Source organism: Flexivirga sp. B27, from assembly GCF_052905685.1.
In genome coordinates this window covers 121537-144472 of the sequence record NZ_JBPYUM010000002.1, presented here as the reverse complement: position 1 = coordinate 144472, position 22936 = coordinate 121537, and the positions used below count along the sequence as shown (strand labels likewise).

The 22936-nt window shown below is 67.7% G+C and carries 16 protein-coding genes and 1 pseudogene; 5 read left to right on the top strand and 12 right to left on the bottom strand.

All coding sequences use genetic code 11. The features are described from left to right. Nucleotides 1–31: 31 nt before the first annotated feature. Complete coding sequence (locus ACSZL9_RS09525) at nucleotides 32–544, bottom strand: 2'-5' RNA ligase family protein (RefSeq protein WP_446665253.1); 513 nt, start codon at nucleotides 542–544, stop codon at nucleotides 32–34. Further along, nucleotides 541–1605, bottom strand: a complete 1065-nt coding sequence (gene trpS, locus ACSZL9_RS09520; RefSeq protein ID WP_446665787.1) for a tryptophan--tRNA ligase — start codon at nucleotides 1603–1605, stop codon at nucleotides 541–543. Before trpS ends, ACSZL9_RS09525 begins: the two co-directional genes overlap by 4 nt. 256 nt (nucleotides 1606–1861) lie before the next feature. On the opposite strand from trpS, the gene ACSZL9_RS09515 reads away from it, so the two are divergent. Further along, complete coding sequence (locus ACSZL9_RS09515) at nucleotides 1862–2632, top strand: DeoR/GlpR family DNA-binding transcription regulator (RefSeq protein WP_446665252.1); 771 nt, start codon at nucleotides 1862–1864, stop codon at nucleotides 2630–2632. On the opposite strand, the gene ACSZL9_RS09510 is transcribed toward ACSZL9_RS09515, so the two are convergent. Further along, nucleotides 2616–4109: a peptidoglycan DD-metalloendopeptidase family protein gene (locus ACSZL9_RS09510; protein ID WP_446665251.1), complete on the bottom strand. Its 1494-nt coding sequence runs from the start codon at nucleotides 4107–4109 to the stop codon at nucleotides 2616–2618. The genes ACSZL9_RS09515 and ACSZL9_RS09510 overlap by 17 nt on opposite strands. Nucleotides 4110–4260: 151 nt before the next feature. Here ACSZL9_RS09510 and ACSZL9_RS09505 point away from each other — a divergent pair, with 151 nt between their 5' ends. Continuing rightward, on the top strand, nucleotides 4261–5775 hold the full coding sequence (locus ACSZL9_RS09505; protein WP_446665250.1) for a S10 family peptidase: 1515 nt from the start codon (nucleotides 4261–4263) through the stop codon (nucleotides 5773–5775). A gap of 66 nt (nucleotides 5776–5841) precedes the next feature. Continuing rightward, on the top strand, nucleotides 5842–6786 hold the full coding sequence (locus ACSZL9_RS09500) for a UDP-glucuronic acid decarboxylase family protein (RefSeq protein WP_446665249.1): 945 nt from the start codon (nucleotides 5842–5844) through the stop codon (nucleotides 6784–6786). 39 nt (nucleotides 6787–6825) lie between these two features. Here the strand turns inward: ACSZL9_RS09500 and ACSZL9_RS09495 are convergent, their stop codons facing one another. Continuing rightward, the gene (locus ACSZL9_RS09495; RefSeq protein WP_446665248.1) at nucleotides 6826–7626 is read right to left on the bottom strand and encodes an HAD-IIA family hydrolase; all 801 of its coding nucleotides are present in this window, start codon (nucleotides 7624–7626) and stop codon (nucleotides 6826–6828) included. A 149-nt stretch (nucleotides 7627–7775) separates the two neighbouring features. Further along, nucleotides 7776–9005 carry an NADP-dependent isocitrate dehydrogenase gene (locus ACSZL9_RS09490; protein ID WP_446665247.1) on the bottom strand — a complete coding sequence of 410 codons (1230 nt, stop codon included), beginning with the start codon at nucleotides 9003–9005 and terminating at the stop codon, nucleotides 7776–7778. Nucleotides 9006–9192: 187 nt separating this feature from the next. Here ACSZL9_RS09490 and ACSZL9_RS09485 point away from each other — a divergent pair, with 187 nt between their 5' ends. Together ACSZL9_RS09485 and ACSZL9_RS09480 are read left to right on the top strand one after the other, a co-directional pair. Continuing rightward, nucleotides 9193–10179, top strand: a complete 987-nt coding sequence (locus tag ACSZL9_RS09485; RefSeq protein ID WP_446665246.1) for a malate dehydrogenase — start codon at nucleotides 9193–9195, stop codon at nucleotides 10177–10179. A gap of 394 nt (nucleotides 10180–10573) precedes the next feature. After that, nucleotides 10574–11506, top strand: a complete 933-nt coding sequence (locus ACSZL9_RS09480) for a hypothetical protein (protein WP_446665245.1) — start codon at nucleotides 10574–10576, stop codon at nucleotides 11504–11506. 219 nt (nucleotides 11507–11725) lie between these two features. On the opposite strand, the gene ACSZL9_RS09475 is transcribed toward ACSZL9_RS09480, so the two are convergent. From ACSZL9_RS09475 to ACSZL9_RS09445, 7 genes and pseudogenes are all read right to left on the bottom strand, one after another. Further along, on the bottom strand, nucleotides 11726–12001 hold the full coding sequence (locus tag ACSZL9_RS09475) for a DUF3017 domain-containing protein (RefSeq protein WP_446665244.1): 276 nt from the start codon (nucleotides 11999–12001) through the stop codon (nucleotides 11726–11728). After that, complete coding sequence (locus tag ACSZL9_RS09470; protein WP_446665243.1) at nucleotides 11998–12849, bottom strand: bifunctional methylenetetrahydrofolate dehydrogenase/methenyltetrahydrofolate cyclohydrolase; 852 nt, start codon at nucleotides 12847–12849, stop codon at nucleotides 11998–12000. The genes ACSZL9_RS09475 and ACSZL9_RS09470 overlap by 4 nt, the downstream gene beginning before the upstream one ends. A 91-nt stretch (nucleotides 12850–12940) precedes the next feature. Further along, on the bottom strand, nucleotides 12941–13345 hold the full coding sequence (locus tag ACSZL9_RS09465; protein ID WP_446665242.1) for a YjbQ family protein: 405 nt from the start codon (nucleotides 13343–13345) through the stop codon (nucleotides 12941–12943). Between the two features lie 172 nt (nucleotides 13346–13517). Continuing rightward, a complete protein-coding gene (locus tag ACSZL9_RS09460; RefSeq protein WP_446665786.1) occupies nucleotides 13518–16523 on the bottom strand; it encodes an adenylate/guanylate cyclase domain-containing protein in 3006 nt (1001 codons plus the stop codon). Nucleotides 16524–16553: 30 nt separating this feature from the next. Then, nucleotides 16554–16622: pseudogene (locus ACSZL9_RS09455) on the bottom strand (zinc-ribbon domain-containing protein); the annotation flags it as partial. A gap of 119 nt (nucleotides 16623–16741) precedes the next feature. Further along, complete coding sequence (locus ACSZL9_RS09450; protein ID WP_446665241.1) at nucleotides 16742–19849, bottom strand: adenylate/guanylate cyclase domain-containing protein; 3108 nt, start codon at nucleotides 19847–19849, stop codon at nucleotides 16742–16744. A 72-nt stretch (nucleotides 19850–19921) separates the two neighbouring features. After that, nucleotides 19922–22924, bottom strand: coding sequence for an adenylate/guanylate cyclase domain-containing protein (locus ACSZL9_RS09445; RefSeq protein ID WP_446665240.1), 3003 nt, complete (start codon nucleotides 22922–22924; stop codon nucleotides 19922–19924). Nucleotides 22925–22936: the final 12 nt, after the last annotated feature.

The following is a 22936-nucleotide window of genomic DNA, read 5'->3' as shown; positions in this document are numbered from 1 at the left end:
TCGAAATAAGGTTCACCTAATCGGCCGGGAGCTACCGTCCGAGCGGCCAGGTCGCGACCGACCGCCATACCTGATCGTCACCGTGCTCGTAGAGATCGAACCCATCGACCACAAAACTCCGCTCGTATGACGCCAGTGCGCTGAACGCACCGTCCAGCGCCGCCTCGGGGACGCCGTGGGCGATCGTGACGTGCGGGTGGTAGGGAAACGCCAGCTCACGAGCGACCGGACCGGAGCGCACGGCCGACTCCAATTGCTCACAACTGGCGATGCCCTCGACGACCGCGACGAACACCACCGGTGAGATCGGCCGGAAGGTCGCGGTGCCACGCAGCGTCATCCGGAAGGACGAGACCGACTCCGCGACCGCAGCCAGGTGCGCACGCAGCCCGGGCTCCGCGTCGGCCTCGATCGGCGTCGGCGGCATCAGCGTCACGTGCGGCGGGACGGCGTCGGCCAGCGGGTCACCGGCCTCCAGCCGCGCCTGCTGCAACTCTGCGGCGTAGGGCGCCGGGATGGGGATCGATACGCCGATCGTCTTCATCGGGCAGCAGCCCCCGAGGGGAGGAATCCGACTGCGGCATAAGCACGTTCGAGCACAACGGCGGCAACCGAACGCGCTCGCTCAGCACCGCGCGCGAGGATGCGGTCGAGCTCGGCCGGGTCGGCCAGCAGCTCCTCGACGCGTGCCTTGAAGGGCGCCTGCACGTCGGCGACCAGCGCTGCCACGTCGGTCTTGAGCGCGCCGTATTTGTTCTCCCCCGCGTAGCGCTCGACGAGTGCCTCGATCGAGTCGTCGGACAGCGCGGAGTGGATGCGCAGCAGGTTGGCGATGCCGGGCTTGGCCTCGACGTCGTAGCGGACCTCGTTGTCGGTGTCGGTGACGGCCGACTTGATCTTCTTGGTGTTGGCCTTCACCTCGTCGAGCATCATCAGGTTGCCGTTCTGGTTGTCCGCCGACTTGCTCATCTTGGCCGTCGGCTCCTGCAGCGACATGATCTTGGCGGTGCCCTCGGGGATGTGGCCGCCCGGCACGACGAACGTCTCGCCGTAGCGGGAGTTGAAGCGCTGCGCCAGGTCGCGGGTCAGCTCCAGGTGCTGGCGCTGGTCCTCGCCGACCGGGACAGAGGTGGCGTCATACAGCAGGATGTCGGCGGCCATCAGCATCGGATAGGTGAACAGGCCGACGTTGGTGCCGTCGGTGCCCCGCTTGGAGGACTTGTCCTTGAACTGCGTCATCCGGGCGGCCTCGCCGTAGCCGGTGATGCAGTTGAGCACCCAGGCGAGTTGGGAGTGCTCGGGCACGTGCGACTGCACGAACACCGTCGACGTCTCCGGATCGATGCCACCGGCGAGATACTGCGCCGCGGTGACCCGGGTGCGCTGGCGCAGATCAGCTGGGTCCGGGTTGACGGTGAGCGCGTGCTGGTCGACGACACAGAAGAACGCATCGAAATCCCGCTGCATGCGGACCCAGTTGACCTGAGCGCCGAGGTAGTTGCCCAGGTGCAGCGAGTCGTGGGTGGGCTGCATTCCCGACAGGATCCGTGGGGTGCCCGGTTGGAAGCTCGGTTTGGTAAGGCTGCTGGGCGCGGTCTCGCTCATGGACGGCACGTGCTCTCTTTCATTGCACTCGAACTCATTGCACTGGAACTCACTGCACTCGAACCTGATTCGTGCGGCACCGGACAGTTGGGTGGGGCGACGGATGCCCGGGCACGCGGGAAAGTGTCTCACTCCCACGTCACCGATCGGGCCATCGGTCACCCCTGACTGGACTGTGCCGCCATGTTTGATCGTGTTTAGAATCTTTCGATCCGGTCGCACGGTCCGGATCAGTGTGCCCCGAAGGGAGGTCACGATGCTCGCCCGTCAGCGGCAGGAGCTCATCGCGCAGGCGGTGGAGCAGGACGGCGGCATCCGCGTGTCCGAACTCGTCGCCGAGCTGGGCGTCAGTGACATGACCATCCGTCGGGACATCGAGACGCTCGCCCGCAAGGGCATCGTGCGCAAGGTGCACGGAGGCGCGACCCGCGCGGACCGCAGCACCGACGAGCCCGGGTTCTCCGCCAAGTCCGAGCTGAACCAGGTGGCCAAGTCCGAGATCGCCCGCACCACAGCCGGTCTCATCTCCCCCGGCTCCTCGGTCGCCGTCTCGGCCGGCACCACCGCGTATGCCGTCGCCGAGCAGCTTGTCGGCATCCGTCGGCTGACCGTCGTGACCAACTCCCCCCGCGTGGCGGAGCTGCTGCACGATCCCGACGACAACGACCGCGTCATCGTGCTGACCGGAGGGGTGCGCACTCCCTCGGACGCACTGGCCGGACCGGTGGCCAACGAGATGCTGAGCACCGTGCACGTCGACACGTTGATCCTCGGTGTCCACGGCATCGACCTCGAGGCCGGCATCACGACTCCGAATCTGCTGGAAGCACAGACCAATCGGGCACTCATCAAGGCTGCGCAGCAGGTCATCGTGGTCGCCGACCACAGCAAGTGGGGCACCGTGGGCCTGTCGACCATCGCCACGCTTGACAAGGTCGACACCCTGATCACCGACGCCGACCTCGACGAGCGCGCTCAGCGCCAGATCAGCAAACAGGGCGTGCACCTCGTCATCGCGGCGCGTTGACCCGCCATACCTCGAAGATGTGCTTGGTGTGCTGTGCACCGGCGTAGGTCGCGTAGGACACCGCGAGCGTCGGGGTGCGGGCAGCCACCGCGCGCTGTGACTGCGGGTCGGTGACGATCATGACGAAGCCGACCTTGCCGGGCCCGAGGTAGCTGTCCTCGAAGATCAGGTCACCGGGCCGTTCGTCTCCGGGCTGCACGCGAGTGCCGTGCCCTGCGGCGAGCCAATCACGTTGCTGCTGGGCGGTTCTCGGCAGTTGCACGCCTGCGTTCTTGTATGCCGCCTGCACGAACGACGAACTGTCCCAGGCATCCGGACCGTTCGCGCCGAAGCGATAGGCGTGTCCGACCTCGCTCTCGGCCCACCGGACCGCACCGGCGGCCCGGCTGCTGGCCGCCGTCTCGGCGCCGTCGGTGCAGGCAACACCGCCTGCGCCCTTGCCGTATGCCGCCGCGTAGTAGAGCACGTCGTTGACGTACCACTCCGCATGGTTGTAGGCGAACAACGCGCGCCGCACACCAGCGGCACCCTGCGCGACGTCGACCGCACGCAGCAGGTTGGCAGCGGAGTAGACGCTGTCGGCGTCGCTGTGGATGTCCACCTTGCCGTCGCCGTCGCCGTCGACGCCGTAGTGCGCGAACGTGCTCGGCAGGAACTGCATCAGGCCCATCGCACCGGCCGACGAGGTGGTGTTGTTGCGGCCCTGGGCCGTCTCCTCCATGCCGATGCCGGCCAGCAACGCCCAGGGGACGCCATACTTCTCGCCCGCGCCGCGGTAGAGCTGCATCAGCTTCGGCGGGATCGACATCGCGCCCTGATGCAGGCTCGCCTTGCGCGGAGTGCCCGCCGCCGGAAGCGCGAAGCCTGCCGCGGACGGAGTCGCCGTGACCGGAGCCGGCGCGCGCCCGTCGAGCGGCGCGTTGTGCTGCTTCATGAACGGCACCGGATTGACCGGCTTGCCGTTGACGTGCACCTCGAAGTGCAGGTGCGGCCCGGTGCTCGCACCGGTCGAGCCCTCCTTGCCGAGCACCTGGCCGGCCTGCACCTTGCTGCCGGGGGTGATGTCTGCGGCGATGTGCGCCATGTGGCCGTAGAGGGTCTGCACACCATTGGCGTGCTGGATGGTCACCTCGTTGCCCAGCCCGCCGTAGGGTCCGGAGCGGACCACGGTGCCTGCATCGGCGGCGACGACCGGCCCGGGACCCGGCTGCATCGCCAGGTCGACACCCGCATGCAGCCGGTATTTGTGCGAGATCGGATTGTCGCGGTCCCCGAACGGTGAGGTGATGACATAGCGCTGCTGGACCGGAGCGCGCCATCCGGCCTGTCCGACAACGCAGTCACCTGCGGCAGACGACTTCGATTTCGAGCTGCCCGCTCCGGACGAGTCGGTTGCCGACGCCGAGGACATCGGCACCGCCACCGCGAGCGCTGTGGCCGTGACCAGAGCTGCCGCTCGCAACCGCGAACCGCTCACGCGCGCACCTCGCGACCACTCGTCGGCCTTGGATTGGTCGGTCGACCCAGCACGCATCTGTGCCTCGCTCTCTCCCTCGCCCCGGATCTCGATCATAAGAGGCTCTGTGACGCAGACAACAGTCTTTGCACGAATGATTAGCATCGGGTGGGTGACTGATCAGCGACCTGACGACTCCGGCGACCGCACCACTTCCGCCCCTGCCGCATCTCCCGACACAACACTCACCGACCCGCCCGCCGATGCCCTGGTCCGCCGGTCGCACACACTGGCGACCGCCGCCGGATCCCTCACCTACACCAGCGAGTCCGGCACCCTCGTCCTGCACGCCGACGAGCTGACCGACGGTGTGTGGCACGGCCGCAAGCCCGTGGCGGAGGTCGCGATCACGGCATACACACTCGACGACGCGGATCCCCGGGAGCGCCCGGTCACCTTCGCGTTCAACGGCGGTCCCGGCAGCTCCAGCCTCTGGCTGCACATGGGTCTGCTCGGGCCGCGGCGGGTGGAGATGGGCGACGCCGGTGCGTTGCGGCCGCCGCCATACGACCTGGTCGACAACCCCGAGACGCTGCTCGGCTCGACCGATCTGGTCTTCATCGACCCCGTGTCGACCGGTCTGTCGCGCGTGGTGACCGGCGGCAAGCCGAAGGACTTCCACGGCTTCACCGCCGACATCGAGTCCGTCGGCGAGGTGATCCGCACCTGGGTGACCCGCCAGAACCGTTGGCTCTCACCGAAATTCGTCGCGGGCGAGTCCTACGGCACGACGCGTGCGGCGGCGCTGGCGCAGCACCTGCAGGAGAAGCTCGGGCTCTATCTCAACGGCCTGATCCTGATCAGCAGCGTGCTCGACTTCGGCACCGCGAATTTCGAGCGCGGCAACGACCGAGCACACACGCTCTACCTGCCGTTCTATGCCGCAACCGCGCACTTCCACGGCAAGCATCCGGGCCGGACGCTGCGCGAGGTCCTCGACGAGGCCGAGGAGTATGCCGCCCGCGACTACCCCTGGGTGCTCTCCCGCGGCAACCGGCTCACCGATCTCGAGCGGGCAGAAGCCATTTCGCGTCTTGCGTCGCTGACCGGGCTGAGCCCGGACTACGTCGACCGGGCCGACCTGCGCATCGAGCACTGGCGATTCTTCGGCGAGCTGTTGCGTGACCAGCGGCGCACGGTGGGGCGACTCGACTCACGCTTCACCGGGCCGGCCAGGAGCGCGATCGCCGAGGAGATGGACGCCGACCCGTCGATGGATGCGATCACCGGGCCCTACTCCGCCGCGTTCCAGCACTACCTGGGCGTCGAGCTCGGTGTCACCAGCGAGCAGGTCTACCGCGTGATCAGCGAGGACGTCGGTCGCGAGTGGAGCTTCAAGGAGTTCGAGAACTCCGCGGTCTACGTCATCGACCGGCTCGCCCGGTCGATGCGCCAGAACCCCCATCTGGCAGTGCATTTCGGCTACGGCTACTACGACGGTGCCACTCCGTACTTCTGTGCGATGGACGACGTCGCCCGGCTCGCACCGGAGCTGCTCCCCCGGCTGGAGCACCACTTCTACGAGTCCGGGCACATGACCTACGTGCATCAGCCGACGCGCGTGCAGCAGAGCGCCGATCTCGCCGATTTCGTGCGCCGGCACAGCGGCCGCGGCGACGAGCACTGAGCACGCATGGTTCGATGAACACCGTGGCTACCGGCCGGTAGCCACCAGGCGAAAGGTGAACGTGTCGTGTCGGATCGACGAGTGCTGGTCACCGGGGGTGCGGGATTCATCGGCTCCCACCTGGTGGAGCGATTGCTCGACCGCGGCGACGAGGTCCTCGTCGTCGACAACTTCTACTCGGGGATGCGCTCGAACCTGCATCACCTCTTCGACAACCCGGCCTTCGAGCTGATCAGGCACGACGTCACCTTCCCCCTGTATGTCGAGGTCGACGAGATCTTCCACCTCGCATGCCCGGCGAGTCCGGTTTATTACCAACGTGATCCGGTCCAGACCACCAAGACCAGCGTGCACGGGTCCATCAACATGCTCGGCCTGGCCAAACGCACCGGCGCCAGGATCCTGCTGACCTCCACGTCCGAGGTCTATGGCGACCCCGATGTGCATCCTCAGCCGGAGGACTACTGGGGCAACGTCAACCCCATCGGGGTGCGCTCCTGCTATGACGAGGGCAAGCGGTGCGCGGAGACGCTCTTCTTCGACTACCGGCGCCAGCACGACCTGCCGATCAAGGTCGCGCGGCTCTTCAACACCTACGGGCCGCGGATGCGCCCGGACGACGGGCGGGTCGTCTCCAACTTCATCATGCTCGCGCTGCGCGGCGAGCCGATCACGATCTACGGCGACGGCACGCAGACCCGGTCCTTCTGTTACGTCGACGACCTGGTGGGCGGCCTGCTGGCGCTGATGGAGTCCGATCCGTCATTCACCGGCCCGGTCAACCTGGGCAACACCGGCGAATTCACCATGTTGGAGCTGGCCGAGTTGGTGGTGCGGCTGACCGGCAGCCGGTCACCGATCGTGCACGAGGCACTGCCGGAGGACGACCCAACGCGGCGCCGACCGGACCTGTCGCTGGCGAAGTCCGCCCTCGGCTGGGAGCCGGTGACACCGCTGGCCGACGGGCTGGCCCGGACCATCGAGCACTTCCGAGCCTCCTACACCAACTGAGGCCGGCACGGCAGGCCGAGCACAGCGTCGGACGACGGGTCAGTCGCCCGGAGCGAACTCGTCCACCAGCGGCACGACGTCGGCGATCGAGTCGACGACCCGGGTCGGCACGAACGGGTGCCGCGCGACCTGCTCCGGCGACGTGGACCCGGTCAGCACCAGGATCGTCCGCAGGCCGGCTTCGAGCCCGCTGACCACGTCGGTGTCCATCCGGTCACCGATCATCACCGTCGACTCCGAGTGCGCCTCGATGCGGTTGAGCGCGCTGCGCATCATCAGCGGGTTGGGCTTGCCGACGTAGTAGGGCTCGACACCGGTCGCCCGGGTGATCAATGCCGCGATGGACCCGGTCGCCGGCATCAGCCCGTCCGGTGACGGTCCGCTGGGGTCGGGGTTGGTGGCGATGAACCGTGCGCCTCCGGCGACCAACCTGATCGCCCGAGTGATCGCCTCGAACGAGTAGGTGCGGGTCTCCCCCAGCACCACGTAGTCCGGGTCCCGCGAGGTCATGATGTAACCGATGTCGTGCAGCGCCGTGGTCAGGCCGGACTCCCCCACGACATACGCCGACCCGTTGGGTCGCTGGTCGTCCAGGAACTTCGCGGTCGCCAGGGCTGAGGTCCAGATGGCTTCCTCGGGGATGTCGATCCCGCTGGCGGACAGCCTCGCCCGCAGGTCGCGTGGGGTGAAGATCGAGTTGTTGGTCAGGACCAGGAAACGCAGTCCGAGCGCCTGCAACCGGCCGAGGAACTCCGCCGCGCCGGGTATGGCGCGCTCCTCGTGCACCAGGACGCCGTCCATGTCGGTCAGCCAGCTGTGGACCTCGGCCTTGTCGATCATGCTGCCAGTATCCCTGATCTCGGCGACATACCCACATATCGCCCGACACGCGAGAAGCCCACGTGTGCAGCGCAATTCGCGCTGCACACGTGGGCTCGTCCCGCGAGTGTCCGTCCACTGGCCGAAGGATCGGCCAGTGGACAGGTGGGTCAGGCTGCGGCGCCGACCATGGCCTGCTGGAGGTTTTCGTCGAGTGCGGCGAGGAACTCCTCGGTGGTCAGGTAGGACTGGTCCTTGCTGATCAGCAGCGCGAGGTCCTTGGTCATCTTGCCGCTCTCGACGGTCTCGATGCAGACCCGCTCGAGAGTCTCGGCGAACTGCGTGACCTCGGGGGTCTCGTCCAGCTTGCCGCGGTGGGCGAGCCCACGGGTCCACGCGAAGATCGACGCAATCGGGTTGGTCGATGTGGCCTTGCCCTGCTGGTGCTGACGGTAGTGCCGGGTCACCGTGCCGTGCGCGGCCTCGGCCTCGACGGTCTTGCCGTCCGGGGTCATCAGCACCGAGGTCATCAGGCCGAGGGAGCCGAATCCCTGTGCGACGGTGTCGGACTGGACGTCACCGTCGTAGTTCTTGCAGGCCCACAGGTAGCCGCCCTCCCACTTCAGCGACGCGGCGACCATGTCGTCGATCAGCCGGTGCTCGTAGGTGATGCCGGCGGCGTCGAACTGCTCCTTGAACTCCTCGTCGAAGATGCGCTGGAAGATGTCCTTGAACTGGCCGTCATACGCCTTGAGGATGGTGTTCTTGGTCGACAGGTAGCACGGCACGTTGCGCTGCAGCGCGTAGTTGAGCGACGCGCGAGCGAAGTCCTCGATCGACTTGTTGTAGTTGTACATGCCCATCGCGACGCCGCCGTCCTCGCCGTACTCCGCGACCTCGTGCACCTCGGGCTCGCCGCCGTCGGCGGGCGTGTAGGTGATCGTCACCTTGCCGGCGCCGGGCACCTTGAAGTTCTGCGCCTTGTACTGGTCGGCGTGTGCGTGACGGCCGATGATGATCGGCTTGGTCCAGCCGGGCACCAGGCGCGGCACGTTGGAGATGATGATCGGCTCACGGAAGATGACGCCGCCGAGGATGTTGCGGATCGTGCCGTTGGGGCTCTTCCACATCTCCTTGAGGCCGAACTCCTCCACACGCGCCTCGTCCGGAGTGATGGTCGCGCACTTGACGCCCACGCCGAACTCCTTGATGGCGTTGGCCGCGTCGACCGTGATCTGGTCGTCAGTGGCGTCGCGGCTCTCGATCCCGAGGTCGAAGTACTTCAGGTCGACATCGAGGTAAGGGTGGATCAGCCGGTCCTTGATGAACTGCCAGATGATGCGCGTCATCTCGTCGCCGTCGAGTTCGACGATCGGGTTCTTGACCTTGATCTTCTCCATGCCTGTTTCTGGCTCCTTGTATAGGTCGTGCCGGCTGATCGAACCGGGGGTCTGTGGCGCTGTCGCGCCATACCAGGCTAGCGGCAGCGGGACAAGACCTCGGTGTCAGGCCTTGTCGAGTCGCTGCTAGCGTCATAGGGCGTCATAGCAAAGGAAGACTGTCCCCTCGCCCGAATTGGGAGTTCACGTGAGCGCAACGCCAGTCAAGGTCGCCGTCACCGGCGCCGCCGGCAACATCGGATACAGCCTGCTTTTCCGCATCGCCGCAGGCGACCTCTTCGGCCCGGACACCCCGGTCGAGTTGCGACTGCTGGAGATCACCCCGGCACTCAAGGCGCTCGAGGGCGTCGTCATGGAGCTCGACGACAGTGCTTTCCCGCTGCTCGCCGGCGTCGAGATCGGCGATGACGCCGAGACGGTCTTCGACGGCGTCAACCACGCCCTCCTGGTCGGCGCAAAGCCGCGCGGCCCGGGCATGGAGCGCGGCGACCTGCTCAAGGACAACGGCGGCATCTTCGGCCCGCAGGGCAAGGCCCTCAACAAGGTCGCTGCTGACGACATCAAGGTCACCGTCACCGGCAACCCCGCCAACACCAACGCGCTGATCGCGATGAGCAACGCTCCCGACATCCCCAACGAGCGCTTCACCGCCCTCACCCGCCTGGACCACAACCGCGCGCTCGCGCAGCTGGCCGCCAAGCTGGGCGTGAAAACCACTGACATCACTCAGATGTCGATCTGGGGCAACCACTCCGCGACGCAGTACCCCGACCTGTTCCACGCGCAGGTCGGCGGCAAGTCCGCGGCCGAGGCGATCAACGACCAGGACTGGATCGCGAACACCTACATCCCGACCGTCGCCAAGCGCGGCGCCGCGATCATCGAGGCCCGCGGCGCGTCGTCCGCCGCGTCGGCCGCGTCCGCGACCATCGACCACGCCCGTGACTGGCAGAACGGCACCAACGGTGGTTGGGTCTCGATGTCGGTCCCGTCCGACGGCTCCTACGACGTCCCGGAGGGCATCATCAGCTCCTTCCCAGTGACCGTTGCCGACGGCAAGTGGTCGATCGTGCAGGGCCTGGAGATCGACGACTTCTCCCGCGGCAAGATCGACGCCTCGGTCAAGGAGCTGCAGTCCGAGCGCGACACCGTCAAGGAGCTCGGCCTGATCTGAGGCTGGTAGGCGTTCCGCCGGATGGCTCGGCGGTTTCGTCATACCTCTCGCCATACAAGGAACGGGCGCTGGTCTTCGGACCGGCGCCCGTTTTGTGTGTCATCTGTATGCCGCGCCGGCGCTCACCTCCACACAACTGGCGACCGTTGCCGCTTACGTACGCGAAACCGGTCGAAACGCAGACTTTTCCGGCGACCGTTGCCACTTGTGCACGCCGATGCTGACCAGCAGTCGATAACCGGCGGCCGTTGCCGCTTATGTACGCGAAACCGGAGCGAGCACGCACATTTCCGGCGACCGTTGCCGGTTGTGCACGTGCTGCCCCAGCCTCCCCTCCAGGCGACGCCTGTGGACAACTTCTGCGGGGTGGTCACACACGATGCAACTGTGAGGCATGACCTCCCCGGAACCGATCGACTGGCCGAACCCGGCGGCCCTGCCTGACCTCTTCACGGCTCAGGAGGCGTATGCCGCTGGGCTTGAACGTCGCGACCTCGCCAGCGACAACTACCGCCGACTCTTCCGCGGCGGATACGCCCGGGTGGGAGCCGATCCGCCTTACGTCGACCTGCTGAAATTCGGTCTGCGAGCTGTACCGAGCGCGCAGTTTGCTGCGGAGCACAGCGCCGGTCGGCTCTACGGTGGCATCACGCCAACGGCCTCGTCCTTGCACTTCGGCACCCGCACCAGGCATCACTGCACTCTGGACGGCGTTCGACTGCGCTTCTACAAGAACGACCCGGACCTGGTGACCTACAAGGGAATTCGTGTGACGACGCCCGGCCAGACGTTCCTCGACCTGGCGCGACCCCTGGAGTTCGTCGATCTTCTGGTCTTCGGCGACTCGCTGGTCCGCAATGCACCGTGCAGCCCGACATACCTTCGGCAGTTCGTCGCCGACAAGACCTGCCACGGGGCTCCGCACGCGCGTGAGGTTGCCCGCATGGTACGAGCTTGGGTTCGATCACCGAACGAAAGCCGCCTCCGCCTGCTCATGCTCAGCGGTGGCCTGCCAGAGCCGGAGATCAACTTCGTGGTCCACGACAGATCGACCGGCAGAAGCCGCGAGATCGACCTCGCCTTTCCCGACTGGAAGGTGGCGGTCGAGTTCGACGGGCGCCATCACGTGGAGCGGATCAACCAGTGGGACAAGGACATTCTGCGCCGCGAGGACCTGGAAGCGTTGGGCTGGAAGTTCGTCATCATCACGTCGACATCGATGTATGCCGACCCGTTACGCGTCCTGGTCCGCATCACCGACAAGGTCGTCGCTGCCGGCGGCCCTCGCATCCGGATCCAAGACGGCTGGCGCCGGCACTTCGGCTGAGCATCGCTGATCAGCTGCAGGTTATGACTGTGTCGGCAATGGCCCCACCCATAACCAGCGACCGTTGCCGGTTATGTACGCGTTGAGACGGCATACCCACCCATAACCAGCGACCGTTGCCGGTTATGTACGCGTTGAGACGGCATACCGACGCACAACCGGCAACCGTTGCCAGTTATGCACGCACGGGCTGTCCCGCTCGCACCGGCCGCCCGCAGGTCAGCCGGGCAGCGGGGTGAGCTTCACGATGCCGAAGATGAAGCCGATCGCGCAGGCGAGGATGAGGAACGCCGCGCCGTCCAGCGCTCTCGACCGTATGACGAGGGCGCCGACCAGGCTCTCCGGCAGCGCGAGCCGTCCCAGCCCGGCGACGGCGAACACGAGCGCCAGCAGGTAGCCGCCACCGCGGACCGGACCGGTCGACAGCACGAAGAGCGCGACCGCGCTGCCGAGGATCACGAACCACCACAGCGGTCCGAGACTGAACTTGTTCACGCCTGTTCGGCCTGCCGTTCAGCCGCCGCGACGACATTCGTCAGCAACATCGCGCGCGTCATCGGGCCGACGCCGCCCGGGTTCGGGGTGAGGTGTCCGGCCACCGACGCCACGTCGGGGGCCACGTCTCCGGCGATCTTGCCGTCGACTCGGGAAACGCCGACGTCGAGCACGGCGGCGCCGGGCTTCACCATGTCGGCGGTGATCAGGCCGGGCACACCGGCGGCCGCGACGATCACGTCGGCACCGCGCGTGTGCGCGGCCAGGTCACGAGTCCCGGTGTGGCACAAGGTGGTCGTCGCATTCTCCGAACGGCGGGTCAGCAGCAGCCCCAGCGGGCGCCCGACAGTCAATCCGCGGCCGACCACCACGACCTCCGCACCGTTCAGGTTCACGTCATACCGGCGCAGCAGCTCGATGACGCCGATCGGGGTGCACGGCAGCGCACCGGTCTCCCCCAGCACCAGCTTGCCCAGGTTGACCGGGTGGAGGCCATCGACGTCCTTGTCCGGGGAAACCCGTGACAGCAAAGCGAATTCGTCGAGTCCGGTCGGCTGCTGCACCAGGAAGCCGGTGCACGCCGGGTCGGCGTTGAGCTCGTCGATGACTGCTTCGACCTCGGCCTGGGTGGCCGTCGCAGGCAGATCGCGCCGGATCGAGTTGATCCCGATGCTCGCGCAGTCCTTGTGCTTGGCGCCGACATACCACTTCGAGCCGGGGTCGTCACCGACCAGCACCGTGCCGAGACCGGGGACGATCCCGCGCTCAGCGAGCGCCGCCACGCGCGCACGCAGCTCGTCCTTGATCGTCGCGAGAGTCGCCTTGCCGTCCAGGATGGTTGCCGTCACAGACCGCATCTTTTCACGCGGCGCCGCGCACGGCTGGCACCTGGTCGGCCGGCCGGGATCGGGCAGGGATCCGGCAGGGACGGAGCGGGGATCAGCCGGGCATCGAGGTGAGGCGCACCGAACGTTCCGGATTGTCGATGTTGACGTCGACCAGGCAGATGCTCTGCCAGGTGCCCAGTGCGAGCCGGCCGCCCACCACCGGCACCGTGGCGTATGGCGGGATGAGTGCCGGCATCACGTGCGACCGACCGTGTCCGCGGCTGCCGTGTGCGTGCTGCCACCGGTCGTCGGCGGGCAGCAGATCGCCCAACGCCGCCAGCAGGTCATCGTCGCTGCCGGCTCCGGTCTCGATGATCGCGATCCCAGCGGTCGCGTGCGGCACGAAGACGTGCAGGAGTCCATCCGGTCCGCCGGCTGCGAAGTCTGCGCACTCGCGGGTGATGTCGAGGACGACTTCCCTTGTGCCGGTGTGGAATTGGCGGGTCTCGGTGCGCATGATGTCCATCCTTCCACGAGGGTTTGTGGTCTCGATACGCTCGTTCGTCCCTCACGAGCTACTCGACCAGCATGACTTTCGCTCGTTCCTCACGAGCTACTCGACCCACTTCTGGTGGTCTCGATACGCTCGTTCCTCGCTACTCGACCAACATGACCTTCGCTCGACCTGCTTAACGGCGCAGCTTCTCGGCTGCGGCCAACCAGTCGTCGACATGCTCGGCCATGATGTCAGCACCCTTGCGGCGGTACGCGTTCCGCGCGCGCTCGGCGGCCTTCTCCGCACCCGTCCGGTCGCCGAGCAGCAGCAGGGTGACGGCCTCGTCGACGGCCTGCTCGGCCAGTGTGATCGGCATCGACATACCGGAGGTGGCCGCACGCGCCTCACGCACCCGCTGCAACGCGAGCTCGCCGTTGCCGGTCGCAGCGAGCAGTTGCGCCGCGACCGACTCCCGCAGCCCGGGTGCGTAGCCGTCGTCCTCCAGGGTCGGAGTCTCCGGGTCGTCGTCGAACGCGTCGAGCGCCGCGTCGAGGTCCCCGACACGCAGCAGCATCCGCACGATCCACATGCTGTTCTCCAGCTGGGTGATGTGCGCGGTCAACGGCAGCGCTTCGATCAGCGCGTCCGCCGCGCCGCCCGCGTCGCCGAAGCTGTAGAGCGCCATCGCCCACCGGTCGGTCTCGCTCGCCAGGTATTCCGGACCGCTGGACAGCTCCTTGACCCGCTCCCAGTCGGCGGTCGCGCCGGTGCGATCACCCTGCATGGCACGCAACCACACGCGCAGCGGCAGCAGATTGAGCACCCGGTCGTGTTGTGCCGCACTCGCCGTGATCGCCTGGTCGACGTCTTCCAGCACCAGGCTGACCGACTCGTCGCTCCACATGCCGTATTCGACCCGCGCTGCCGTCAGCCGCCGTTGCACCGGCCGGTCCTCGATCCGTCCGGCAAGGGCGGTCAGCCGACTGACCTCGCCGAGCCCCTCCGTCATACGCCCGGCGAGTCCGTAGGCGATCACCCGTGCCCAGCCGACGTCGAGCGCGACCGAGGGTATGTCGAAATCTGTTGCCGCACCGACGAGTTCGGTGGCGACGCCGATGCCTTCCAGCGGAAGGGTCGCAGCGGTCTGCAACCTGCCCGCCAGCAGAATGCCTTCGCGTTGCACGAGCCACGCGGGCGCTTCGTCGAGCTTCTTGTCGAAGCGTTGCACGACCTCCTCGACCTCCGGGAAGTCCGCGTGGTCGGAGCGCATGAACGCCCGGTGCGCGACGTCGTGCAGGTGTGGGTCGCCGTCGGCATACAGCGGGGTGAGCGAGAGGTATGCCGCCCGGGCACCCGGCTCACCGCGCAGATCGAGCTCCTCCGCCGCATCGAAGGATGCCTTCGCGGCACGGTCGCGCACGCTCTCGATGAGGGAGACGTCGGACGACACGACGGAGATCTCGTCGTAGGCCTTGCGGACGTGCTCGGCGATCGCGCGGCGCTGGGAGCCTTCCAACTCGTCGGCGTGTGCGGCGATCCAGTCGGCCGCTCGCAGGTGGCGTTCGGAGCGGACCTGGCGCGCCTGGGTCCGATAGGCGGTCTCCATCAGCATCGACTGCGCGAACTGGTAGCGGGTGAAACCGGAGTTGTCCTGGTCACCCAGCTCCAGGATGTTCAGCTGGCGAAGTCGGTGCGCCACGTCGTTGCCGTCGTCGTCCGGGTCGGGATTGGCGGTGCGGACAGGACCGACGGCCTCGGCGTAGAACTCGCGTCCGAGGATCGAGCCGACCTCACAGAACGCCCGCTCCATCGGCGTCAGCCGATCCAGCGTCGCCTCGAAGAGGGTGTGCACCGAAACGGGCAGCTCCTCACCGTCGCACATGCACTCCAGCAGCACCTCGAACACCTGCGGGTTGCCGTCACTGCGGCGGATCAGCGCATCGAGGGTCACGTCCACGGGCCGGCCGGACTCGGCGGCCGCGGCTTCCAGCTCGGGCATCCGCTCCTCGGCCATGACGCGCAGCTCGTCCGGCTCGAGCGGATCGATCGGCTCGACGCGGGACTGCTGGCCGCCGCCCCACATCGGTCGTTCCTCGAAGAGCTCCGGCCGTGTGGTGCAGATCGTCAGCACGGGGTAGGTCAGCAACGGCTCGATCAACTGCTCGATCAGGTCGAGCATGGGCTCGCTGGCCCAGTGAATGTCCTTCCACCACACCGCGATCGGGCCACCGAGCGCGAGGCGGGACAGCAGCTTGCGCACCGCCCAGACGATGTCATCGGTCGACGTGGTCTCCTCCGAGCGAGCCGTCGCCGACTCGAGGCGCCGGATGATCGCCGTGGCAGTGCGCTCGTCGAACATCTTGGTGACGGTGTCGGCCCAGTCATCGCCGATGCTCGACAACAACTTGTTCAGCGGCCCGTAGTTGCCGTCGGTGCCCAGCGGCTGCGCCGTGCCGCGCAGCACGCGCAGGCCGTCCCGCTGGTCCAGCAGGTGAGCAACCATGCGGTTCTTGCCGATGCCGGGTTCGCCGACATACGTCACGAACCAGCCCTGCCCGAGCCGTCGCGACCGATCGGCGATGACACTGAGGTCGTGCAGCTCGACCTCCCGGCCGACGAAGGGACTGCGCCGCAGCTCGCCGGAGCGTGCGTCGCGGTCACTGACCTTGTAGACGTCCTGCGGCTCGGTCTTGCCGCGGTGGGTCATCGGCCCGACGAAGTCCAACGAGACCTCGGTGCCGACCATCGCGGCGACGGTGTCGCCGACATAGGTCTCGTCCGGGCCTGCCGCCGACTCGAGCCGTGCCGCGACGTTGACCGCGTCGCCGGTGACCGAGAACTGCCCGTCCGGCTGATGCGTCACGAAGACCTCACCGGAGTTGACGCCGATGCGGACCCGCAAGCGCTGCCCGAGGCGCGCCTGCATCCGCTTGGACAGCTCGCGCATCGCCTCGTGTATGTCGGTCGCGGCCGACACCGCTCGCAGCGCGTCGTCCTCCCGCGTCGCGGGGACGCCGAAGACGGCCATCACCGCGTCGCCGATGAACTTCTCGACGGTGCCGCCGTATTTCCACACGATGCGGGAGATGGCGTCGAAATAGCGCGCCAGGCTGGCGCGCAATGCTTCAGGGTCGAGCGCCTCGCCCAGGCTGGTGGAGCCGACAATGTCGACGAAGAGTATGACGACGTGCTTGCGCACGGGCGCCTGCAGACCTCCCTGTGCGAGCGGCGCCCCGCAGTTGGGACAGAACTTCGTCCCAGCAGGCGACTCGTGGCCGCAACGCCAACAGGTGATCACGATGAGTCATTCTTCCAGACGTTCACGCCGTCGAGCGCCGCCCTGAGTAGCCGCGAGGTACGAGCGGCGTATCGAAGGGTAGCGACGAAGGAGCGTATCGAGACCAAGGAGTGGCGCGCTCATCGCCGCAGCTTGTCGGCGTTGCCAACCCAGCTGTCCACCTGGTCGCACAGCGCGGTCGCGCCTTTTCGCTCGAAGGCATCCTTGGCCGCGTCGACCGCTGTCTGCGAGGCCGTGTCGTCGCCGAGCAGGTGCTCCACGATCGCCGTGCCGACCTGGAGGAGTCCCGCATCGACGAGACTCTCGTCCGGTCGATCAACCCGCGAACTGATCTCAAGCTGCTCGAAGGCGCCCGCGCGGTCACCGTCGAGTGCGTGGTCAACCGCCGCCGTGAGCGATCGGACGTTGGCACGGACCCAGCCGAGCGCCTCTGGGAGGTCGAGCGCGAGCGCCTCCGTCACCTGGACCCGGGCCGTCATCAGATCGCCGGCGAACAGCGCCCACCGAGCCGCCGAAGCACGCAGCGCCGCCGCGTAGGCCATGGCGGTGCCACTCTCGGCCACCTCCCGACCGAGGTCGCTCGCGAACTCGGCCGCCTCGCTGAGCTTGCCCGCGGCAACCAGCGTCCGGTGGTAATGCTGCAGGTCGTAACGGGTCTCCGCACGGGCGACGCCGCGGAACGCCTTCTCGTGCAGCGCCCACTGTCGTTGTGCGTCGTCGAACCGGCCGGTGGTCGCGAGTGCGACTGCGAGCACGGCGGTCGTGGTGCCCCACAAGCCGCGGTTTCCGGAGACCACGACCTGCAGCTTCCGGGCAGCGTCGATGACTTCGTCCAGCGGTGCATTGCCGGCGTAGGAGATCTGCAGGTCCAAATTGAGCCAGACCCGCTGTTGCGCCGTCCGCTGTGCCGCCCTGCTGGCGCGCACACCATCGCGGCAGAGCTCTCGGCATGCGCTCAGATTGCCCAGGTCCGCCTCGACCTGGCTCAGGTAGACGGCTGCAAGCTCCACGGCGAAAGGATCTGCCTGCGGTTGTGCCCGGAGCTTGTCCACCATCGTCGACGCCTCCGCGCGGGCGTCGGCCAGGGTGAGCCCGCCGGTTCGTATGTCGATCAGGTGGCGCGGCACAATTGCGACCGACTGCCAGGTCGGGTCCTGGGCCATCGCTTCGTCGAGCAGGTCCAACCAGCCCTCCCAGCGCTCGATCGAGCCACCGCTGTTGCGTACGATCCCGACCGCATAGGCGACCTCGAAATGCCGCGGGTCATCGGGCGGCAAGAGCCCGAGCAGTGCATCGATGGAGTCTGGCATCGCCGGATCACCGCGAAGTTGTTGCGCTCGCAGCAGATCCATCGCCGCGTCCGCGGCTGCCTCCCGCAAGGACCGCCGTTCGTCGGCCGGTCCGTCGATCTCCTGCAACAACTCGTAGGCCCGCCGACGATGCGCCGCAACGAGTGCGACCGTGTCCGCAGCAACATTGTCACCATGCTGCGACAGCCAGTCCGCGAGCGCCGAATGCCGAGTGATGCGAGTGCGTTTCGGCATCGTTCGATAAGCGGTCTGCTGGAACACCGCCTGTGCGAAGCGGTAGTCACCCCCGTCCGCGACCTCGAAGACGTTGCGGCCCCGCAGCCGTCCGACGGCGGCGTCCGGTTGCGCTACGCCCGCGACGTCGACGACCGGCGCAAGTGGGAAACGCCGGCCGTAGACCGCCGCAACCTCCGCCACGGCACGCTCGTCGACGGTGAGCCGGTCGAGTGCGGCTTCGTAGAGCTGGCTCACCGACGCCGGCAGCCCCTCACCTGCCGCGGCGGACTGGGCGAGCAACTGGAGCACCTGCGGGTTGCCGTCGGCACGCGAGACGAGCTGATCCAGCTCGGCGTCAGCGCCCGAATCGGTGGCGCCTCCGGTGTCCCGGCGCTGCGCCGAGATCGCTTCGGCCGCAACGGCATACAGCTCGTCGGCGGCCAGCGGCACCACGTCCTCGACACGCGACTTGCGACCGCCGCCCCAGCGCGCATCGATGTCGAAGAGTTCCGGCCGGGCGAGGCAGATCGTCAGCACCGGCAGGCCACGGCTGGCCTCCGCTGTCCGACCGATGAAGTCCAGCTGCGCCGCGGTCGCCCAGTGCAGGTCGTCCCATACCGACGCGACCGGCGAGGTCGCACACATCGCGTCGAGGACCTCGTGCACAGCCCACACAACGTCCTCGACGGAAGTCTGCGCGTCGGACAGACCGACTGCTGACCGCAGGCGCTGCAGGACGGCCGACGACTCGTCCCCGAGCAGTTGCCCGACGTACGCCTGCCAGTCGGTGTCGAGGCTGCTCAACCAGCTCGCAAGTGGTGCGAACGCACCGGTGTTCATCGCATCGCACCCGCCGGCGACGACCTGCAGCTGGTCCGCACGACCCTGCGCGAACTGACGGATCAGGCGCGACTTGCCGATGCCGGGGTCACCGACATAAGTGAGCAGCCAGCCGTCCTTGCGCTGTTCCGAACGATCGGCGAGGGCGTCAAGATCGGCCAGCTCCGCCGCCCGCCCGACGAACTCCGGCTCGTGCACCTGGACCACTCGATCCTGGTCGGCTGCCACCCGAAACACCTGCTGCGGCACGGTTTTGCCCTTGTGCAGGATCTCGCCGACATCGTCGAGCACGATCTCGTCCCGCACCAACTCGGCCACAGTGTCGCCGACATACGTCTCGTCGGTGCCTGCCGCTGCCTCCAGCCGCTGCGCCGTGTTGACCGCATCACCGGTCACCGAGAACTGCCCGTCCGGCTGATGCGTCACGAAGACCTCACCGGAGTTGACGCCGATGCGGACGTGCAGCCCGACACCGATCTCGGCCTCGAACTGCCGGGAGAGCTCGCCAACCGCATCGTGTATGCCGCGCGCGGCACGCACCGCCCGGACCGCGTCGTCCTCGCGAGTGCTCGGGACACCGAAGACCGCCATGACCGCGTCCCCGATGAACTTCTCGACCGTGCCGCCCTGCTCCCAGATCGCCTTGGAGACTGCGTCGAAATAGCGAGCAAGCCTCTCCCGCAACGATTCCGGGTCGGCTGCCTCCCCCAACGTCGTCGAACCCACGATGTCGCAGAAGAGGATCACCACGTGCTTGCGCGCGGGTGCCTGCAGGCCACCCTGCGCCACCGCCGCGCCGCACGACAGGCAGAAGCGCGCCTCCCCCGGCAACTCCGCGCCGCACCGAGCACATGTCGTCATACAGCCAACCCCTCATCCCTCACGATTCCGGCCACCACCTGGCCACCACGTCGGCGAAGCCCTGCAGCGTCTTCATGCAGCGCTGTCACGCAGTTTGTCGGCATTGCCGACCCAGGTGTCGACTTGCGGCACCAGCGCCGTCGCCCCCTTGGCGGTCAACGTCTCCCTGGCCAGGTCGGCCGCCGCGGCCGAGGCGACGTCGTCACCGAGCAGCCGCTCGATGATCGCAGTCATCGTATGCATGGCGGCCGCATCCATCGGGCTTTCGTCGGGACGATCCACCCGTGCACTGATCTCCACCTGCCGCATGGCGCCGATCCGATCACCGCGCAGCGCACACTGGACGGCGATCATGTAGGCGGAGTTGGAGTCCTCCAGATAGGCCTGCATCGGCGGCAACTCGACGGTCAGCAGCTGCCTGCAGCACTCGACGGCGTAGGCCAAGTCGCCGGCGAAGATGGCGTCACGCGCCGCGACTCCGAAGAGCGCGGCTGCGAAGCTGGTCAGCTCCACCTCGCTCGCGCGCTGCGCCGAGTATCGCGCGGCATCCTGCGGGCGCCCCTCCGCCAGCAGCAGCTGGGGATAGTGCTGCAGCTCGAAGGCACGCTCCGCCGGCGATTCCTCTGCGTAGGAGTTCGTCAGCTCGTGCCACAACGACCGTGCCCCGCCCAGGTCACCGGTGCTGGCCAGCGCACCGGCCAGCACCGCTGTCGCCGTACGCCACAGCTGCCGCTGACCGGACACCATCTCCTGCAGCGTCCGCGCATCGGCGATCACCTCGGGCAACGGCGTCTGCCCGATGTATGCCGCCTGTATGTCGAAACTGCGCCACCGGCGCTCGATCGCGGTGCGACCATGCTGCCGCGCACGAGCGATGCCGGCCAGGCACTCCTGGTGACACGCGGCGAAGTTGCCCAGGTCGGCTTCGGCCTGTGCCAGCAGGTTGCAGACGATGTCGACGGCCAGCGGGTCGACCTCGTCCAACTCGCCCAGCAGGTCGAGGATCTCCAGACTCTCCTCACGAGTCTGCTCCAGACCCACATCGCCACTGCGCACCGCCGCCAGGCTGCGTGGTGCCCACCGCATGATCTGCCAGGTGGGGTCGTCACCCATGGCGTCGTCGAGCCGATCGAGCCAACGGTTCCACCGAGCCGGCTCCACCCTGGTGCGCAGGTCGCAGCCGGCATGCGCTGCCTCGAAATGCCGATCATCACCCACCGGCAGCACGTCGAGCAGTCGCTCGACGGCGTCCGGCATCCCCGGGTCACCGCGCAGCTGCATCGCCAGCAGCGACTCCAACGCCGCGTCGGCCGCCATACCCTGCAACGCGGTGCGCTCCGCCGGTGAACCCTCGATCTCCTCGAGCAGGGCGAACGCACGCTGCCGGTGCGACGCGATCAGTGCGACCGAGTCCGTCCGCACCGTGTCCCGATGCTCGCCGACCCAGTCGGCCAACGCCGAATGCCGTGTGATGCGAGTGCGTTTGGACATCGTGCGATAGGCCGTCTGCATGAAGGCCGTCTGCGCGAAGCGGTAGTCGCCGTCGGAGGCGAGCTCGAACACGTTGCGGTCCCGGAGCCGGTCGAGCACCGCGGCGGCATCGGTCACGCCGGCAACTGCGCTCACCGGCTCGGCCAGGAACCGTCGCCCGTAGACCGCTGCGGCTTCGACCATCGAGCGCTCCTCGGCGCCCAACCGGTCCAATGCGGCTTCGTAGAGCTGCGTGACCGACGCGGGCAATGCGCCGCCGGCTGCGGCCGACTGGGCGAGCAGTTGCACCACCTGCGGGTTGCCGTCGGCCCGGTCGACGAGATCCTCTGCGGTGACGGCAATATCCCCTGTTTGCAAGGCGATTCGCTCAGCGGCCAACGCCAGCATGTCGTCGTATTCGAGCGGCTCGACGTCCTCGACACGAGCCTTGCGGCCACCACCCCACGCCTCGTCGACATCGAAGAGCTCCGGCCGGGCGAGGCAGATCGTCAGCACCGGGAGCGCCCGGCACGCCGCCGCCAGTCGGCCGATGAAATCGAGCTGTGTCGCGGTCGCCCAGTGCAGGTCGTCCCACACCGACGCCACCGGCGAGGTCGCACACATCGCGGCCAGCACTGCCTGCGCAGCCCAGACGACATCCTCGGTCGAGGTCTGCGCGTCCGACATACCGACCGCGGAGCGCAGGCGCTGCAGGACAGCCGTCGACTCGTCCCCGAGCAGCTGCTCGACATACAGCTGCCAGTCGTCGGCCAGACTCGCCAGCCAGCCGGCCAGCGGCGCAAAGGCGCCGGTGCTCATCGCGTCGCACCCTCCGGCGATCACCCGCAGGCGATCCTCGCGACCACTCGCGAACTGGCGCACCAGCCGCGACTTGCCGATGCCCGGGTCGCCGACATACGTCAGCAGCCAGCCCTGTCTGCGGGCAGCCGACCGGTCGGCGAGCGCAGCCAGGTCGGCCAGCTCGACCTCGCGGCCGACGAAGGCCGGCTCGCGGACGGTGAGGGCGCGGTTCTGATCGGGCGCGACCTGGAAGACCCGCTGCGCGATGGTGCGGCCCTTGTGCACGATCTCCCCCACCTCGTCGAGCACGATCTCGTCCCGGACGAGCTCGGCGACGATGTCGCCGATATAGGTCTCGTCGGTGCCCGCAGCTGCCTCCAGCCGCTGCGCCGTGTTAACCGCGTCGCCGGTGACCGAGAACTGCCCGTCCGGCTGATGCGTCACAAACACCTCGCCGGAGTTGACCCCGATCCGCACGTGCAGCTGCTGATCGTCCCGCTCACCGTGTGCGGACAGGCCCGCCACTGCTTCGTGTATGGCGCTCGCCGAGCGCACCGCCCGGATGGCGTCGTCCTCGCGAGTGTTGGGGACACCGAAGACCGCCATGACTGCGTCGCCGATGAACTTCTCGACAGTGCCGCCCTGCTCCCAGATGGCCCTGGACACGGCATCGAAATAGCGCGCGAGGCGCTCGCGCAACGCCTCCGGATCGGCGAACTCACCGAGGCTCGTCGAGCCGACTATGTCGCAGAAGAGGATGACCACGTGCTTGCGGACCGGCGCCTGCAGATCGCCGTGCGCCACCGCGGCACCGCA